Origin of the sequence: Dysgonomonas sp. GY75, assembly GCF_015234155.1 — a bacterium.
Taxonomy (GTDB): domain Bacteria; phylum Bacteroidota; class Bacteroidia; order Bacteroidales; family Dysgonomonadaceae; genus Dysgonomonas; species Dysgonomonas gadei.
This window is the reverse complement of record NZ_JADCLQ010000032.1, coordinates 129,107-147,081: the sequence shown is the minus strand read 5'-3', so window position 1 is coordinate 147,081 and position 17,975 is coordinate 129,107. Positions and strand designations below refer to the sequence as shown.

The window sequence follows — 17,975 nt, the reverse complement described above, 5'->3', positions numbered from 1 at the left end:
TACAAATTTTCTTTGTATTAAGAAAATATAATATGCCAAAAAAGCCCGATGAATACTAAATTTCATCGGGCTTTTTATATTTAATTATTAGCAGGTTTGAGTGATAAATCAAGCATTCAAAATATAACCTGCCAATTCATTTCTCTCGTGTATTAAGATCATTCGTTTTTACCGTGACAGTTCTTATATTTTTTACCACTTCCACAATAGCAAGGGTCGTTTCTTCCTGGCTTTTTATCTACATGTACGGGTGCTATCTTGGGTGCTCCCTGTGGTTGTGGAGGCCTTTGCCCTCCTCCCTGAGGAGCGTTTCCGTCTTCCATTTCATTACGTTCGGTACGATAGCGGCTATAATCTGTCTTTTGTTCCGGAGCTGCCTGGCGTACCTGTTCCGGTTCACGTACTGGTATCTGTCCGCGCATCAGTATTGTTACGGCTTTCCCGTTAACGCTGTTGAGCATGGATTTGAACAAGTTGAATGATTCCAGTTTGTAGATCAACAGAGGGTCTTTTTGCTCATAGCTTGCATTCTGTACAGACTGGCGAAGTTCATCCATTTCACGAAGATGTTCTTTCCATTCTTCATCTATAGTATGCAATACGATTGCTTTTTCAAAGGATTTGATAATGTCTTTCGACTGGCTGTCGTATGCTTCTTTCAGATTACAAGATATATTATAGACACGTTTTCCGTCTGTAATAGGGATCAGTATATTTTCGAATTTATCGCCTTGCTCTTCATAAACCTGTTTGATTACCGGGTTTGCGATTTCTGCCAGACGGTCCATCTTATGTTTGAAGTTCTGAACTGCCGTATCGTATATCTGCTCTACCATTGCATCCGATTTCATTGTGCGGAAGCTCGCTTCATCGAACGGAACTTCAATTGCAAGCAGGCGCAGCAGGTCTATCTTTAATCCTTCGTAGTCAAGATTGTCTGCATATTGCTCTACTATATTCACGGCAGTGTCGTAGAACATATTCACGATATCGATTCCGATACGTTCGCCCATAAGTGCATGGCGACGACGTTTGTAAATGACCTCACGTTGCGAATTCATCACATCATCGTATTCCAGCAAACGTTTACGGATACCGAAGTTATTTTCTTCCACTTTTTTCTGCGCACGTTCTACGGACTTGCTGAGCATGTTATGTTCAAGCATTTCGCCTTCTTTGAAGCCCATACGGTCCATCATTCCGGCAATGCGTTCCGATGCGAACAGACGCATCAAATCGTCTTCCAGTGAGATATAGAATACAGAAGAACCCGGGTCTCCCTGACGTCCTGCACGACCACGCAGCTGGCGGTCTACACGACGCGATTCGTGTCTTTCGGTACCTATAATAGCCAATCCTCCGGCTTCTTTTACGCTAGGAGCAAGCTTGATGTCGGTACCACGACCGGCCATATTGGTGGCAATGGTAACTGCCCCCGGTTGTCCGGCTAAGGCCACAACTTCTGCTTCACGCTGGTGTAGCTTGGCATTCAGTACGTTATGTTTGATCTTGCGCATGGTAAGCATTTTGCTTAACAGCTCAGAAATTTCTACAGAAGTAGTACCCACAAGTACGGCACGGCCTTGATTGACAAGCTCTTCTATTTCGTGTATAACTGCAGTATATTTCTCTCGCTTCGTTTTATAGATGCGATCGTTCATATCCTTACGTGCGATTGGCCTGTTGGTCGGGATTACAACCACATCCAGCTTATAGATGTTCCACAACTCGCCTGCCTCTGTTTCCGCCGTACCGGTCATACCCGAAAGTTTGTGGTACATACGGAAATAGTTCTGTAGGGTAATCGTTGCAAATGTTTGTGTGGCAGCTTCCACTTTCACACGTTCTTTTGCTTCTATAGCCTGATGCAAACCGTCAGAATAGCGGCGGCCATCCATAATACGGCCTGTTTGCTCATCTACAATCATTACTTTGTTGTCGATAACAACGTATTCATCGTCTTTCTCAAACAAAGCATATGCTTTAAGTAATTGGTTCACTGTATGTACTCTCTCTGATTTGATAGAGTAACTCTGCATCAGTTCGTCTTTCTTTTCCGCTTTTTGAGCATCGGTCAACGACTGATTTTCCAAGTCGGAAAGAAGTGCGCCGATATCCGGTAATACAAAGAATAACGGGTCGTCGGAATTACCTGTAAGCAAGTCGATACCTTTATCTGTAAGCTCTATGCTATTATTCTTTTCATCGATAACGAAGTACAAGTCATCAGTAACAATATGCATATTGCGCATCTGCTCTGCCATATAGTGCTCTTCGGTTTTCAGCATCGAAGATTTTATCCCCGGTTCACTCAGGAATTTAATAAGCGGCTTGTTCTTCGGAAGTCCTTTGAATGAGCGATATAGCAATAAACTACCTTCTTCCTGTTCTTTTTTATCTTCCGATGACATTTTGGCTTTAGCTTCCGCAAGTAATTTAGTACAAAGATCCCTTTGTGCTTTTACTATAATTTCTACACGCGGACGGAATTCCTCAAATAATTGCTGCTCTCCTCTGGGAATAGGCCCTGAGATAATCAGCGGAGTACGTGCGTCGTCAATCAATACCGAGTCAACCTCATCCACAATCGCATAATTGTGTTTGCGTTGTACAAGGTCTGACGGATTAATCGCCATATTATCACGCAGGTAGTCGAAACCGAACTCATTATTCGTTCCAAATGTGATATCTGCCTGATACGCTTTGCGGCGGCCTTCCGAGTTTGGTTGATGCTTATCTATACAATCAACAGACAGTCCATTGAACATGTAGATAGGCCCCATCCATTCCGAGTCACGTTTCGCCAGATAATCATTCACTGTTACCACGTGCACACCGTTTCCGGTAAGGGCATTGAGGAATACAGGCAGAGTACCTACCAGCGTTTTACCTTCCCCTGTGGCCATTTCGGCAATTTTACCTTTATGTAGCACAACCCCTCCGAAGAGCTGTACATCATAGTGGATCATATCCCAGACTATTTCGTTTCCTCCGGCAGTCCAGCGTTTGTGATAAATAGCTTTATCGCCATCTATACTTACAAAGTCATGATTTTCGGCTAGTTCCTTGTCAAACTCAGTGGCTGTGACTACAACTTCTTCATTTTCTGTGAGGCGGCGAGCGGTTTCTTTTACTATTGAAAATACTTCAGGAAGTACTTTTTCGAGTACTTCTTCATATTTATCGGTAACTTCTTTCTCCAGTTTGTCCACTTCTGCCCAAACGTCTTCGCGCTGGTCTATTTCCAGTGCTTCAACTCCGGCTTTCAGTTCGGCAATCTTATTTTTTTCGGTGGCCACATAGTCTTGTACCTGTTGCCTGATTTCAGCAGTTTTGGCACGCAGTTCGTCATGAGAGAGTTTCTCTATCGACGGATATACAGCCTTGATGCGGTCTACGTACGGATTAATCTCTTTTAAGTCACGTTGAGATTTGTTTCCGAATAATGATGATAAAATATCAGCGAATCCCATATATTTAGTTTATTTATTTCAAAATTTAATGTTTCAAGATTTAAAGATTTCTAAAGCAATTCAGATAGGGCTTCCTCCCTCGCCGCATTCGGTGAACGTATGCGCATGATGTATGACACCGTAGGGGCTATCTCTGTAGCTTTTATAGTCCTTTTTATTCTTTCAGCCTTTATATTATTTCCGAAGAATATAACAGGACAGACAATAGCATTGTTCCGTACCTGTTTTTCTTTAAATGAAGCATCTTGTTCGTTTACGATTTTATACCCCGGTTGTAACTCGATAAAAAGGTCACCCGAAGTTTCTTTCGTATAACCATTCTTATAATATTCCATTACAGGATTCCATTGCCCGTGCTGTATCTGATAAGAAGTATATACCTCTTGTACCCCTGTGAACTCGGAAACGAACTCGGCTGCTTTATCTTGTATTTCCTGTAATGATATCTGTTTTTGCTTGATTAATTCCCTGTTGAGATATATCTGTCCACTGTAAATTTTGTCTACCCATTTGTTGTCTCTACCATAAATGGCCATCAGGTACATATTCAGCAACGCCTCGCAACGATTGACATAAAATTTGTTTTCAGGAATATTTTGCCCGTCCGAGTAGCTGACATCATTCGAGTTGTAATATCCTGTAGACGAAATGAATATCAATGTGTTTTTCAGTTCGACTGTTTTTTCTGCTTCATCCAGGATTTTTTCTATTTCACGGTCAAGGCGTACATATACATCTTGGATTTCGTATGAATAATCAGACCTTACGTTAGGATAATTTCCTGCATAGAATGTAAGCGACAAAAAATCCGGACTTGTACGCTTTCCTAATTCCGCCTTAGAGAGCACAGTCAGAGCCGTGTTTGTCACATTCTGATTTACGATGGGGGTCTGTTTTGCCAGTAAGTATGTCGCTTTGTCAGTACCCGTATGATGTGTAAAAGAGGCTTTGTTTTCCACATAAGGAAAAGCCTTATAATCGCTGATACTCAAAAGCGGAGTCCATCGCATATCCCATGCCTGAACCGAAAAACCGGAATTGCCCCGGTTATCCTGATCTACTGTCCAGTAGAAGTTTTTATAATAGGTGCTGGATGCCCATTTTCCTGTATAGTCATCGACCCAGTATGCGGCATTGCCTCTAAGGCCAGCCGTAATCAGGGCTTGCGATATCTGCGGTGCAAACGAATATACATCCGAAGTGCCTTTGGTAGCCAGTTTCAATTCATCTGTAATAGTCGAGGATTTGAGGGCTAAAGGAGAAACTTTGTCATCCGTATAATTTCCTAAATAGGCAGGGTCGAAAAACGTGAATACTTCCTGATTCTTGGCTGCCAGATATTTTTTATTACCTACTATGCCATGATAAAAGGGCGTAGTACCCGTGTATATGGTTGCTATAGCAGAAGCATCGTCAAGATACGGGAAATCGAATTTAATATTCTGGTAGACCAAGCCTTCGTTCAACAGGCGCTTGAATCCTCTTTCTGAAAAATTGTTTCTGAAAAGTTCGAGATAATCCCCCCTTAACTGGTCGATAGTAATGCCTATTACCAATTTTGGAGTCTCACGCACAGAACTTTGTGCCTGAATGGATGTAATAGTCAGTACTGCTACTAATGAGGTTATTATTCTTATCATTTTGCTCTAGGTAAGCTATAATCAGCTTTTTTCTTAAACTTTTTTTGTTGCAATATATTCATAAACGATCTTAGCCCAATGGACAAAATGAACGGAATGAATGTCACTTCTAATTGTTGTGGAATCAAATTCCATGCCAAAAGAAACGCTAAAAGCGCCACAAAGTTAATAAAATGATAATAATAAATACACTTTGACAGTGATTTTACATAGAATAGCAGAACCACAATGAGTTGCAGCGGATTCAGCCATATGATGTTCCAATTTGGATTGGTACAAGGGTGTACCGAAAAGAACATAAGAAAGAAAATAATAGAGCCTGCTATCCCTGCAATCAGGAATAAGGTTGTATCGAAAGCCTTTCCTAGTCCTACCATTTTCTTTTTATATACTATGTATGAAATAAGTATGCTGATAATCAGTAGTATGATGCCGGCGTATAACGGTGTAACCGGAAAATCTTTTTCGAAAGGTTTTGCTTCCAGAATAGTGTTGGTTGACAATAAAATGTCTCTTGGTATACTGTCTCCTGCTATAGTTGCTCCTTCGTAAGCATTCATCAGATAGCGGGGCAGGAAATCCTTTTGCCGGTCTGTTATCACTTTGTCTGCATCCGCGCCTATTACCAGATTTATTCCGAAGCGGAACCATTGCCTGCTATTTGTGCATTCTATTACTAAATCACGATATGTCTGCTCTTTATTTGTAGGCGTATACTCTATTTTTCCATTGATATATTTTTCGAAGATATCTCTGGGGCGTGTGGAGCAGTTGTCATAAAAGTAGTTGTAGCGGTATTCTCTGTTTGCAGGTAAACAATTGACTAATAATGCATCGAATATGTCCTGTTTTTCGTTTTGGGTAAGGTTAAATACTTGTTCTATAATGCCTACACCTCTTTCTTTATACTCCTGATAATATGTGTTGTATGGTATCGGAGCAACCATATAATCGGTTTCTCCCTTCATAAAGAGGAATATAAAATTGGATTTGGACATATTGAACAAGCCAAAATTAAAAGCATAATCAATGTTCTGCGTAGGGTCGCTTACACGCATCGACGTATGTCCAAAAAGAGAATAAACAGCTTCGTCCCATGGCGCATTGGTCAAAAGGCTGACTTTCGCCGAGTCACTCAATACAATTCTCTGTATTTCCTGAGCCTTCGTTTGGGCTGTAAATCCAATAATTAGTGTAAGTAATAAAATGAGTTTTCGCATTACTAAAAAATTTCATTGCAAAGATAAGATATATGGTGAAAAATATGTCGGAATAGAAGATTCATTCGTGTATAATGTTGTGAATTTTACTTAAAAAGAAGTGCTAAAGATCCTCAAACGGAAGTTTTAATTGTTATTATTATTTATTTTTGTAAATATGAAGTGACAGATAAGATTTGATGTGTATAATCAAAATCAGAACTTACTCTTGTTTTTTTACTTATCAAAATAGTAAACAGGTCTCCGACCTTTAAAATTTAAAAGTGCTTTAATTATGAAAAGAGGATTATTTGTTATTGCTTTATTGTGTTTGGTTAGTTATATATCGGCTCAGGATATACAACTGGTTCCACCTACTAAAACAGGAGGGAAACCATTAATGGAAGCGTTAAACGACCGTCAGTCGCATCGCAGCTTTGAACAGAAAGATTTGCCGGCACAGACTTTATCCGATTTGCTGTGGGCTGCATATGGCTTCAACAGAGAAGACAAACGTACAGTACCTTCTTCACAGAATAAACAGGAAGTGGATGTATATGTGATGTTTAGCAATGGCATTTATTTCTACGATGCTAAAGCAAACAAATTGGTATTGAAAGAGAAAGGTGATTTCAGAGCAGCCTTAGGACAACCGAATATATCAGAGAATGCCTCACTTTCTTTGATTTACGTTATCAATCTGGATAAAAACAGCCGCGATGCGGGACTGATGGATGCCGGATTCTCTATTCAGAATGTATATCTCTATTGCGCTTCGGCGGGACTGGGTTCTGTTGCCCGTGGTTCATTTAAGAGGCCGGATGTGCATAATGCACTGAAGCTGACAGATAAACAAGAAGTAGCTCTGGTACAGGCTGTAGGTTTTATTAAATAAAACTTGCTATATGAAAGATAACTAAAAAGGCTATGAATTTTTCTCATAGCCTTTTTAATATATGTAAATCTGTTAGTTCTATATTTCCAATGCACCGACTAAATCGCAGATTGAGCTGATATTGTTTTTATCCAGATATTCTTTTATACCATCTACAACTTTCACAGAAATCGTAGGGTCGATAAAATTGTGCGTACCTATCTGTATTGCCGATGAACCGGCCAGAATGAACTCTATGGCATCCTGCCAACAGGAGATACCGCCCATTCCGATAACCGGAATTTTCACGGCATTGTATGTTTGCCATACCATCCGCAGGGCAACAGGCTTTACACATGGGCCGGAAAGACCTCCCGTTACAGTAGATAGTACCGGACGTCTTTTGTTTATATCGATAGCCATTCCCAATAATGTATTTATCAGAGAAACAGAGTCAGCTCCTTCGGCTTCCACGGCACGGGCTATTTCGGTGACATCAGTTACATTGGGGGATAATTTTACGATCAGTGTCTTGTCCCATACTTTGCGAACGGCTCTTGTAACATCGGCTGCCGAATCGGCACATACCCCGAAAGCCATACCGCCTTCCTTTACATTCGGGCAGGAAATGTTCAGCTCAATAGCCGGAACTTTGTCCAAACCGAGTAGTTTTTCGGTACATTCTACATAATCTTCGATGGTGGAACCCGATACATTGACTATTACATTTGTATCGAAGTCTTTTATCTCGGGGTAGATACTCGATACGAAATAGTCAACACCCTTATTTTGCAGTCCCACAGCGTTTAACATGCCTGATGGAGTCTCCGCCATACGTGGATAATCATTTCCCTGACGATTCCGAATGGTTGTTCCTTTTACAAAAATACCACCTATTCGCGATAGGTCTATGAAGTCCGAGTACTCTTTTCCATAGCCAAAAGTACCGGATGCGGTCATAACCGGGTTCTTCAAATGTAGTTTACCTATGTTTACAGTTAGTTTATCCATGTCAACTTTTCTATATTAAATACGGGACCATCTGTACATACGCATATATTTCCTTCGCTTGTCTTTTCCACACAACATAAACATACGCCAAACCCGCATGCCATCATGTTCTCGAGAGATACTTCGCAGTTGATTTTATATTCGTTTGCATACCTTGCCACAGCTACCATCATAGGCTTTGGTCCACAGGTGTAAATGGACGAAAAACGGTTGTTTTTTAACACTGAATGGTTGGTAACATATCCCTTTTCTCCATAGCTACCATCTTCAGTCGTGCAAAACACTTCTCCATAGCGGACAAAGTCATCCAGTTGGAGTAAATCGTTTTTCGATCTGGCTCCTAACAAAAACTTCGGATTGAATCCTTTCTCCTTCAGGCATGCACCAAGATAAAGCATCGGAGCTGTACCCACACCACCGCCGATAAGCAGTAATTCCTGTCCTTCTTTCGTGGTAGGGATAGAGAATGAATTACCTAGCGGAAGAAGAAGGTTTACGATATCATCTTTCTTATATTCGCACATTTTACGTGTTCCTTCGCCAATTGCCTGTACAAGCAGCCACAACTCATTTTTTGCTTTGTCCACAAAGTTTACGGAAATAGGCCGACGTAAATAGGTGGACGGTGCACCATCTACTCTTACTTCAACAAATTGTCCGGGAAACATTTCCGGTAAAGGGGAATTGTCTGTGGTGGTAAGTTTTATGAGGCAATAACTTTGGTTTAGTTGGTTGTTTTCGGTAACAACTAAATCCAGCATTTTTTTCATTTACCTTAGTTTTTTTAGAGATAAATATCTGATTTATTCAGGTACAAAGTTAGTAAAGTTTGGGCGTACTAGAAAATTGCCGGGGAAGAATAATTCTTCCGGAAAGATTTTGTATCTTTATGATATAGTTCATAACCTGAAACAATAGAAAGCTATGGTTTTAAGTTTCAAAAATACGTCATTCTGCCCCATATTCCTTAATATTAAGGATAGAGATCATTTTACGTTATAAATTTCCTATTTCATTATTCTATTTATCGTTTTCTAAAACAAGTAGGTTTTAGTCAATGAGTTATATATATAATTAAAGTATATACATTCTTCAATTCATAATTTATAACTTAAAATTTATAACTAATATATGGAACTACCGTTTGCAGAATCATGGAAAATAAAAATGATTGAGCCGATCCGAAAAAGTACAAGAGAAGAACGTGAAGAATGGCTTAAAGAAGCCGGATACAATATGTTTCAACTGAAAGCCGAGCAGGTATATATAGATCTTATCACCGATTCGGGTACAGGTGCAATGAGTGACCGTCAGTGGGCCGGCATGATGCTCGGAGATGAAAGCTATGCCGGAGCAACGTCTTATTATAATATGAAAGATATGGTGACCCGTATCGCAGGATTTGAATATGTATTGCCGACTCATCAGGGACGTGCTGCTGAAAACGTATTATTCTCATGTCTGGTGAAAGAAGGTGATGTGTGTCCGGGTAATTCCCATTTCGATACCACAAAAGGTCATATAGAGTCCCGAAAAGCTGTTGCACTCGATTGTACAATCGATGAAGCAAAGGACACACAGCTCGAAATTCCGTTTAAAGGGAATGTGGATATAAAAAAACTCGAAGATGCTTTGATTAAATATGGCGACCACATCCCGTTTATTATCGTTACCATAACAAATAATACGGCGGGTGGGCAACCTGTATCTATGCAGAATCTCAAGGAAGTACGTGCTTTGGCAGACAAGTATAGCAAAAAAGTACTGTTCGACTCGGCTCGTTTTGCCGAGAATGCCTATTTTATAAAAATGCGCGAAGATGGGTATAAGAATAAGACAATCAAAGAGATATGTATAGAAATGTTTACAAATGCTGATACAATGACAATGAGCGCCAAGAAAGATGCAATTGTAAACATGGGTGGGTTCATTGCTACCCGGCTGAAATCGTGGTATGATATGGCCAAGGTAAAAGGAATTGCCTACGAGGGCTTTATAACTTATGGAGGCATGAATGGCCGGGATATGAATGCACTAGCCATAGGCCTTGACGAGAACACCGAATTTGATAATCTGGAGAGCCGCATTAAACAGGTAGAATATCTGGGTGAGAAACTCGACGAGTACGACATACCATATCAACGTCCTGCAGGAGGGCATGCTATATTCGTAGATGCTGCTAAAGTACTGACTCATGTACCTAAGGAACAATTTCCGGCGCAGACCCTCACTGTGGAATTATATCTGGAAGCAGGTATACGTGGATGCGAGATAGGATATATATTGGCTGACCGTGATCCTGTAACACGCGAAAACCGTTTCAACGGATTGGACTTATTGCGGTTGGCTATTCCGAGGCGTGTATATACCGACAATCATATGAATGTGGTAGCTGTGGCGTTGAAAAATATATTCGACCGTCGCGAATCTATCACTAAGGGTGTAGAAATAGTATGGGAAGCCGATTTGTTACGGCATTTTACAGTAAAACTGGAGAAAATCAAGTAAAAGATATTTATATGAAAAAAATAATAAATCTCGTCCTATTTATTCTGTTGGCAGTAAACTTTTACGCTCAGAATGACAGTATAAATAATCCTGCTATTTATCGGGTAAAAACAGAAATTTCGGAATTAAGAAACCGCACATTGGAATGTAGGGTACGTAATCATACGATAATTGTAGATCAACCTAAAGCATTCGGCGCAGATGATTTGGGACCAACTCCTCCGGAGATGCTTTCCATAGCCTATGGGAGTTGTGTAGTGTCTACCATGCAACTTTTAGCATTGCAGCGCAACTTAATTATAAAAGATATATTTGTGCAAATCGAAGGCAACATTGATTTCTCAAAAGCATTAGGTATAAACGATGCCAATCGTGCAGGGTTTTCAGGACTGAACCTCAAGATCCGGTTCGAGTCCGATATGACAAAAGAAGAAAAGAAATTGTTTATAAATGATGTGTTGAGAATCGGAGCAGTTATAGACAATGTAGATAATCCAACTCCGGTAGAATACGAAATAATAAATTAATTCTGACGGAAACTTTCATAGTATAAATAAGGGTGAAAGATTTTTCACCCTTATTTTTTTATCATAAAGGTGAATTATCGGCATTGAACGTCTCAAATGTATTATCCGAGTAATAAATAATTATTTTACTTACTTTTCGTTCAGGTGCTTTTTGATATATAACTGTCTGATTTGTATGTTTTTCGGACGTATTTTGAGCCTGCTCAACTATATTTTCCTTGCGATATTCAGTTTCTGCCGGGGAAATGGGCGGAGATACAGAATTCTGGGAGAATAAATCCGGTTGATTTTGGCCCGGATGAAAATTATAGGATGAAGGAGCAGATACTTGTTGCATAGTTGAAGTTTTTCCTCCCTCAGTTTTGACCATGTCTCCATTTCCGGTAAGCAACCAATCGGGATTGATATAATTAACCTTGGATAAAATACGTGTAACAACATCCAGGCTGGGATTGTTTCGTCCATTAAGTATATGTGATATAACAGCCCGACCAAGTTGTAACCTGTCGGCAAACGCAGATGGAGTAAGATGTTCACGCTCCATTATTAATCTGATACGGTCTTTCATATATAGTAATGTATATAATGATGAAACAAATGTAAATAATATATTTTACAAAAGGAAATTTTGTTTGTTTACTTTTGTTGTTTACAATTGTTGCCATCTGTTTACAATGTATTGCGATACAAATGTACTCATATCAATATATCAATAAGTATTACTTCATATATTTTGTTTAAAATATTAATAATTATATATATATTAGTGTGTATAAGCTTATGTATCCCCTAAATATCGTCATATCCCCTACTCTATTAGTTATTATATTAAATTATCGCTTTAAATATATATATTAATATACTGGAATATAGATTATTATAATGTTTAAAATATATTATTTTAACAGTGTATATATGTATATTTCCGAAGGTGAAACAAATGTATACACCACTATTATTCAAAGTATATTTTTATCTATTTACATTTGAATATCGATTAATATACTCTTGGATATTACAATTTGTACACTTTTGTAAATTTACATTACGGTACTTTTGTATATTTATCCATATGCCTTCCTTATATATAAAGAATAAAGTTTATCTTTACACCATTATAAAAATTAGAACTATGAAGAAGATATTTTTATTTACTCTCTTTTGTTTAGTCGCCCAGATTCACGTATTTGCTTGCACAAATTTTTTAGTTGGCAAAAAAGCATCTCTCGACGGCTCAACTATTATCAGTTATTCTGCCGATTCTTACGCTTTATTCGGTGAACTCTATCATTGGCCTGCTAAAAAATGGGCTAAAGGCGATATGCTGAAAGTGTATGAATGGGATACCGGAAGATATATGGGTGAGATAACCCAACCTGCCCAGACCTATAATGTGGTGGGAAACATGAATGAACATCAGGTTACTATCGGTGAAACAACTTTCGGAGGACGGGAAGAACTGGCTGATCCGGATGGAATAATGGATTATGGTAGTCTTATATATATAACTCTGCAAAGAGCGAAGAATGCACGGGAAGCAATAAAGATAATGACAGACTTGGTAGCCGAATATGGCTATTATAGTGGTGGCGAATCTTTTTCTATCGGCGACCCCAATGAAATCTGGGTACTGGAGATGATAAGTAAAGGCAAAGGGAACAAAGGTGCCGTTTGGGTAGCTGTGCGTATTCCTGACGATTGCATATCCGCTCATGCCAATCAGGCACGTATACAACAGTTTCCGCTAAACGACCCGGAAAATTGTATATATTCGAAAGACGTAATTTCTTTTGCTAAAGAAAAAGGGTACTATAAAGGAAAGGATGCTGATTTCAGTTTTGCTAAAGCTTACAATCCTCTAGATTTTGGCGGACAACGTTTCTGTGAAGCCCGTGTATGGACTTTCTTTAACCGCTATAATAAAGATATGGCAAAGTTTGTGACTTATGCACAAGGTAAGACTCAAGAGCCAATGCCTCTATACATCAAACCCGACAGAAAGTTATCAATAGCTGATGTGCAGGAAATGATGCGTGACCACTATGAAGGTACTGAACTGGACTGGACCAATGATGTAGGTGCCGGCCCGTTCAAGTCTCCATATCGATGGGCTCCTCTGACCTGGGAGTCGGATTCGGTTCAGTATTGTAACGAACGTCCTGTGGCGACTCAGCAAACCGGATTTGTGTTTACATCTCAAATGCGCTCATGGTTGCCTGATCCAATAGGTGGTATCCTTTGGTTTGGAACGGACGATGCCGATCAGACAGTTTTCACCCCTATGTATTGTTCTATAACCGAAGTGCCGGAATGCTATCGCGAAGGAAACGGCGATTTGTATACTTTCTCATGGACATCCAGTTTCTGGATTCAGAACTGGGTATCGAACATGGTATATAATAAATATAGCTATATGCACCCGGATCTGGAAAAGATACAAAAGGAATTGGAAAGTAAATTCTTTGCCGAACAGGACAAAACCGATAAAGAAGCTCTTGCATTGTATGAAAAATCACCGGAACAAGCTGTTCAGTTCCTTACTGAATATAGTGGAGAACAAGCACAGTATGCATTTGACAAATGGAAGAAGCTGGGCGAGTTCCTTGTTATTAAATATATGGACGGCGTAGTACGCAAGGAAAAAGACGGAGAGTTTATCCGTAATGAACACGGAAAACCATCTTCACCAGAGCGTGTGGGCTATCCGAAAGAATTTTACCGGCAGGTGGTGAAAGAAACCGGAGATAAATATAAAGTATTGTATTAAACATAATAAATAGAAAAATTTGTCATTGACTCCGCTTCGCTCTATCGAACGTTGTTTCTGAACGGAGTGAAGAATCTAGTGTAAATTTACGAGATTCTTCACTCCGTTCAGAATGACAAAGGAACTAAACGAAAATTAATGTCTAAAAGTCTCATATATAGCCTTCTATTTACGATAAGTATCCCTATTTTGTTTAGCGCAAACCTATTTCTAGGCTCTATATCCATTCCGGCTCACGCTATCTTCAATATATTGGCAGGAAATGAAGTTGAGAAGCAGGCATGGGAATATATTGTGTTACAATCCCGATTGCCACAGGCCATCACTGCTTTATTTACCGGAGGAGGCATAGCTGTATCGGGATTGCTATTGCAGACAGCTTTTCGTAATCCGCTGGCCGATGCTGGGATTTTGGGTATAAGTTCGGGGGCAAACTTAGGTGTGGCGCTTGTTATTTTGCTGATAGGTAACACAATAGGTTCTGTTGGTGGATTCGATTTCTCTTATTCGATGAGTATTGTATTCGGCGCTTTTGTGGGGGCAGCTCTCATTCTTGCCATTATCATGGGCTTCGCATCTGTTATTCGCAACAATGTTATGCTGCTAATAATAGGTATTATGGTGGGTTATCTTACTTCTTCCGTTATTTCCATCCTTAAATTTTGGAGTACAAGCGAAGACGCTTACTCTTTTATGATTTGGGGCATGGGAGATTTTTCAGGTGTATCCACCGAACAATTACCATTTTATTGCATAGTGGTGAGTATAGGTCTTTTATTGTCTGTTTTATTGATTAAACCATTGAATGCTTTGTTATTGGGAGAAAGGTATGCAGCCAATCTGGGGGTGAATATAAAATTGATTCGCTTCCTTTTATTATTATGTGCAGGTCTTTTGACGGCAATAACTTGTGCTTTTTGCGGGCCTATTGCATTTATCGGTCTGGCAGTTCCCCATATCGCGCGTTTGCTGTTGGGAACATCCAATCATAAGTCGTTGTTGCCTTTTACTATTCTGATAGGTTCGGTAATGGCTCTTATATGCAACCTGATAAGTGTGCTTCCGGGCGCTTCGGGTTCATTGCCCCTGAATGCGATAACTCCGATATTCGGTGCTCCGGTTATTATATATGTGATTTTGAACCAGAAAAAGATACAATATTTCAATTAATTTATCTATATGAATATAAGCCATTAGCATTTGGCTATTAGCTTATAGCCGAAAAAATGAAGGGGTGAAATAGTAACAAATAGGAGAATATGGTAAAAAGTGTTTACTTTGTTACCTTTTAACTATACACATTAAATTAAGGTTTTTTGATATATCGAAGGGATTGTATATTGTTAAAATAGAGGGAAAAAGTAATATGAGGATTATTAATTCTTCATTCTCAATTATTAATTAATTTCCGTTACTTCTGTTACTTTTTAACTATATACGGTTAAAATATGTAATTTTATTTTACTGGAAGCATAAGATTAAATATGAATAGAAAAGCGATAATATCTGCACGAAACATAAGTATAGGATATGCAAAAACGAAGCATAGGGATAAGACTGCTTTGTATGAAGATTTGTCTTTCGATTTGTATCAGGGAGAACTTGTTTGCCTTATCGGTGCTAATGGCGCAGGTAAATCCACTCTGTTGCGTACAATCAGTGCTTCGCAACCCAGTTTGCAGGGGAATATACTTTTGGAAAATAAAGATATAAATGCTTATTCTGAAAAGGAGTTATCCCAGTCATTAGGCTTGGTGTTAACGGACAAGACTTCAGCTGGAGGGTTGTTGGTCAGGGAATTAGTCGAATTGGGAAGATATCCTTACACCGGATTTTTCGGTCAATTGACAAAAGAAGATAAAGAGATAGTGCAAAAGGCTATGGAGGATGTCTGCATTGTACATAAAGCAGATGTATATGTAGCCGAACTATCCGATGGCGAACGGCAAAAGGCTATGATAGCCAAAGCATTGGCGCAACAATGTCCGGTTGTCTTATTAGATGAACCTACCGCGTTTCTGGATATCGAGAGTCGTATAGAAGTAATGAATCTCCTTCACAACCTGACTATGAATCAGGGTAAAACAATATTGCTCTCCACACACGACATAGATCTGGCCTTGCTCCTCGCCGACCGTTTATGGCTATTATCCCGGCAAAAGGGCCTGACAGGCGGAGTAACAGAAGATGTCGTGTTATCCGGTACAATGGATAATTTCTTTAAGGGAGATAACATTCTTTTTGATAAGAATTCGGGAAATTTTCTGCCAAACAGAGAAAGTCGCAAAAAGGTACATTTACAGGCAGAAGGATATCTATATCACTGGACTAAAAATATGCTGGAAAGACACGGTTTTGGAGTGGTTGAAGAAGAGAAGGATACCCTGTTCTCAGTAATAGTGGAATCTGCTGTTTCTATCCGGATAGTAAAAAAAGATGAAATTGTAGATAAGTTAGCTAATTATGAACAACTGTCAGATTATCTGTCCGGTATATAGTACTTTATCTATCGTCTTTTTCTTGCCATATCAATACGCAGGAAAATAAACAGAAGAATGGTAAATCCCCAAAGGGAAGATCCCCCATAGCTGAAAAATGGTAGTGGAATACCAATCACGGGAGTTAGTCCGATAACCATTCCGATATTGATTGCCAGATGGAACAGGAAAATGCAGGCTACACAATAGCCATAGACACGGCCAAATGTATTTTTTTGTCTTTCAGCGAGATATATCAATCTGGTAATCAGGGCCAAGAATAAGAGCAAGACGAGCACAGAACCGACAAAACCTTGTTCTTCACCAACTGTACAGAATATGAAGTCGGTATCTTGTTCCGGAACATATTTCAGTTTGGTTTGAGTACCATTCAGATATCCTTTACCCAGCACTCCACCGGAACCGATTGCGATCTTTGACTGATTGACATTATACCCTGCACCCATCAGGTCTTCTTCCATACCTAACGTAACTTTGATACGCATCTGCTGGTGGGGCTGCATAATATCGGTAAAAAGATAGTCGACCGAGCTTACAAATAATAAGCTGCCAAAGGCAAATACGGCTGTCAGCAGATAGACTTTCGACCAGTACTTCTTAGCCAGATATAGCAGATAGCCAATCAGAATGGCCAGGGCAGCCAGAGCAACTATACCAAAGTCGATGGGAACATTAATTAATGAAAGCAAGTATGAAATGCCGAATACGGCTGTTGCTCCAAGGAATATATTACGGGCGGTTATGCCATCTTTGCGATAACTCATAACCAATACGGCACTGATGATAATGACTAATATAATAGCTATAAACTCGCCTGTAGAGATAATTCCCATATCAGTTTCGGAATATTTAAGTCCTACAACAAAGAGTACCACAGCCGAAACACCTAGGAAAAGGATAATTCCGGGTAGTCCCTCTCTGTACAGCATTAGTATGAATACTGTATATACGAGTGCCGAACCAGTCTCCTTTTGTAACATAATCAGAGCCATAGGTACTAGAATCATAGTAGCTATTATAGCCAGATTCTTGGGTGTAAGCAACTTGAAATTATAGGAATTGAGAAATCGGGCTAAAGCCAGTGCTACAGCGAACTTGGCGAACTCGGCGGGTTGGATCTGTATCGAATTGGTTATCTTAAGCCACGATCGTGACCCTCTGATATCCGTTGCCAGAAAGACCGTTGCGAGTAAAAGGAGTATGAAAGCAGCATATATATAATAAGCGAGTATATCATAGAGGTTACTATCCAACTTTAAGATGATGAAGCCCAGAACAATGGATGTCCCCATCCATATCAGCTGCATACCTGCCCTCCCGGATAAGTCGAACATACTGGTCGCATTTTCATACTGATAGCTGGCACCATATATGCTGAACCATCCGCCCAGTATCAATATGATATACAAGGCTATGGTAAACCAATCGAGGCTCTTCTTTATATTTTCATCTTCTCTCTGATACATCTTAAGTGTATG

The 17,975-nt window shown here is 39.6% G+C and carries 13 protein-coding genes; 6 read left to right on the top strand and 7 right to left on the bottom strand.

Annotation, left to right across the window (positions count from 1 at the left end; all coding sequences use genetic code 11):
* Window positions 1-158: 158 nt before the first annotated feature.
* Genes secA through IR083_RS12270 form a run of 3 tightly spaced genes read right to left on the bottom strand, consistent with a single transcriptional unit; the run spans window position 159 to window position 6,333 of the window.
* Window positions 159-3,473: a preprotein translocase subunit SecA gene (gene secA, locus IR083_RS12280; RefSeq protein ID WP_194224525.1), complete on the bottom strand. Its 3,315-nt coding sequence runs from the start codon at window positions 3,471-3,473 to the stop codon at window positions 159-161.
* Window positions 3,474-3,523: 50 nt separating this feature from the next.
* A complete protein-coding gene (locus IR083_RS12275) occupies window positions 3,524-5,113 on the bottom strand; it encodes an alkaline phosphatase family protein (RefSeq protein WP_194224524.1) in 1,590 nt (529 codons plus the stop codon).
* A complete protein-coding gene (locus IR083_RS12270; protein ID WP_194224523.1) occupies window positions 5,110-6,333 on the bottom strand; it encodes a DUF4105 domain-containing protein in 1,224 nt (407 codons plus the stop codon). Before IR083_RS12270 ends, IR083_RS12275 begins: the two co-directional genes overlap by 4 nt.
* Window positions 6,334-6,607: 274 nt before the next feature.
* On the opposite strand from IR083_RS12270, the gene IR083_RS12265 reads away from it, so the two are divergent.
* Entirely contained in the window at window positions 6,608-7,207 is a 600-nt protein-coding gene (locus tag IR083_RS12265; protein ID WP_006798192.1) for a SagB/ThcOx family dehydrogenase, read from the top strand.
* 78 nt (window positions 7,208-7,285) lie between these two features.
* On the opposite strand, the gene IR083_RS12260 is transcribed toward IR083_RS12265, so the two are convergent.
* Window positions 7,286-8,197 (bottom strand): dihydroorotate dehydrogenase, encoded by a 912-nt coding sequence (locus tag IR083_RS12260; RefSeq protein ID WP_194224522.1) that lies wholly within the window; start codon window positions 8,195-8,197, stop codon window positions 7,286-7,288.
* Window positions 8,185-8,967, bottom strand: a complete 783-nt coding sequence (locus tag IR083_RS12255) for a dihydroorotate dehydrogenase electron transfer subunit (protein ID WP_194224521.1) — start codon at window positions 8,965-8,967, stop codon at window positions 8,185-8,187. Before IR083_RS12255 ends, IR083_RS12260 begins: the two co-directional genes overlap by 13 nt.
* A 361-nt stretch (window positions 8,968-9,328) precedes the next feature.
* Here IR083_RS12255 and IR083_RS12250 point away from each other — a divergent pair, with 361 nt between their 5' ends.
* Window positions 9,329-10,705 (top strand): tryptophanase, encoded by a 1,377-nt coding sequence (locus tag IR083_RS12250; RefSeq protein ID WP_194224520.1) that lies wholly within the window; start codon window positions 9,329-9,331, stop codon window positions 10,703-10,705.
* An 11-nt stretch (window positions 10,706-10,716) separates the two neighbouring features.
* Window positions 10,717-11,232 carry an OsmC family protein gene (locus IR083_RS12245; RefSeq protein ID WP_194224519.1) on the top strand — a complete coding sequence of 172 codons (516 nt, stop codon included), beginning with the start codon at window positions 10,717-10,719 and terminating at the stop codon, window positions 11,230-11,232.
* Between the two features lie 61 nt (window positions 11,233-11,293).
* Here IR083_RS12245 and IR083_RS12240 read toward each other — a convergent pair whose 3' ends face one another.
* Window positions 11,294-11,800 carry a helix-turn-helix domain-containing protein gene (locus IR083_RS12240; RefSeq protein ID WP_006798187.1) on the bottom strand — a complete coding sequence of 169 codons (507 nt, stop codon included), beginning with the start codon at window positions 11,798-11,800 and terminating at the stop codon, window positions 11,294-11,296.
* Window positions 11,801-12,364: 564 nt separating this feature from the next.
* Here IR083_RS12240 and IR083_RS12235 point away from each other — a divergent pair.
* The 3 genes from IR083_RS12235 (at window position 12,365) to IR083_RS12225 (ending at window position 16,497) form a co-directional block, all read left to right on the top strand.
* On the top strand, window positions 12,365-13,999 hold the full coding sequence (locus IR083_RS12235) for a dipeptidase (protein ID WP_194224518.1): 1,635 nt from the start codon (window positions 12,365-12,367) through the stop codon (window positions 13,997-13,999).
* Between the two features lie 138 nt (window positions 14,000-14,137).
* A complete protein-coding gene (locus tag IR083_RS12230) occupies window positions 14,138-15,169 on the top strand; it encodes an iron ABC transporter permease (protein ID WP_194224517.1) in 1,032 nt (343 codons plus the stop codon).
* Window positions 15,170-15,483: 314 nt separating this feature from the next.
* Complete coding sequence (locus tag IR083_RS12225) at window positions 15,484-16,497, top strand: ABC transporter ATP-binding protein (protein ID WP_194224516.1); 1,014 nt, start codon at window positions 15,484-15,486, stop codon at window positions 16,495-16,497.
* Window positions 16,498-16,505: 8 nt separating this feature from the next.
* On the opposite strand, the gene rodA is transcribed toward IR083_RS12225, so the two are convergent.
* On the bottom strand, window positions 16,506-17,963 hold the full coding sequence (gene rodA, locus IR083_RS12220; RefSeq protein WP_006798181.1) for a rod shape-determining protein RodA: 1,458 nt from the start codon (window positions 17,961-17,963) through the stop codon (window positions 16,506-16,508).
* Window positions 17,964-17,975 lie beyond the last annotated feature (12 nt).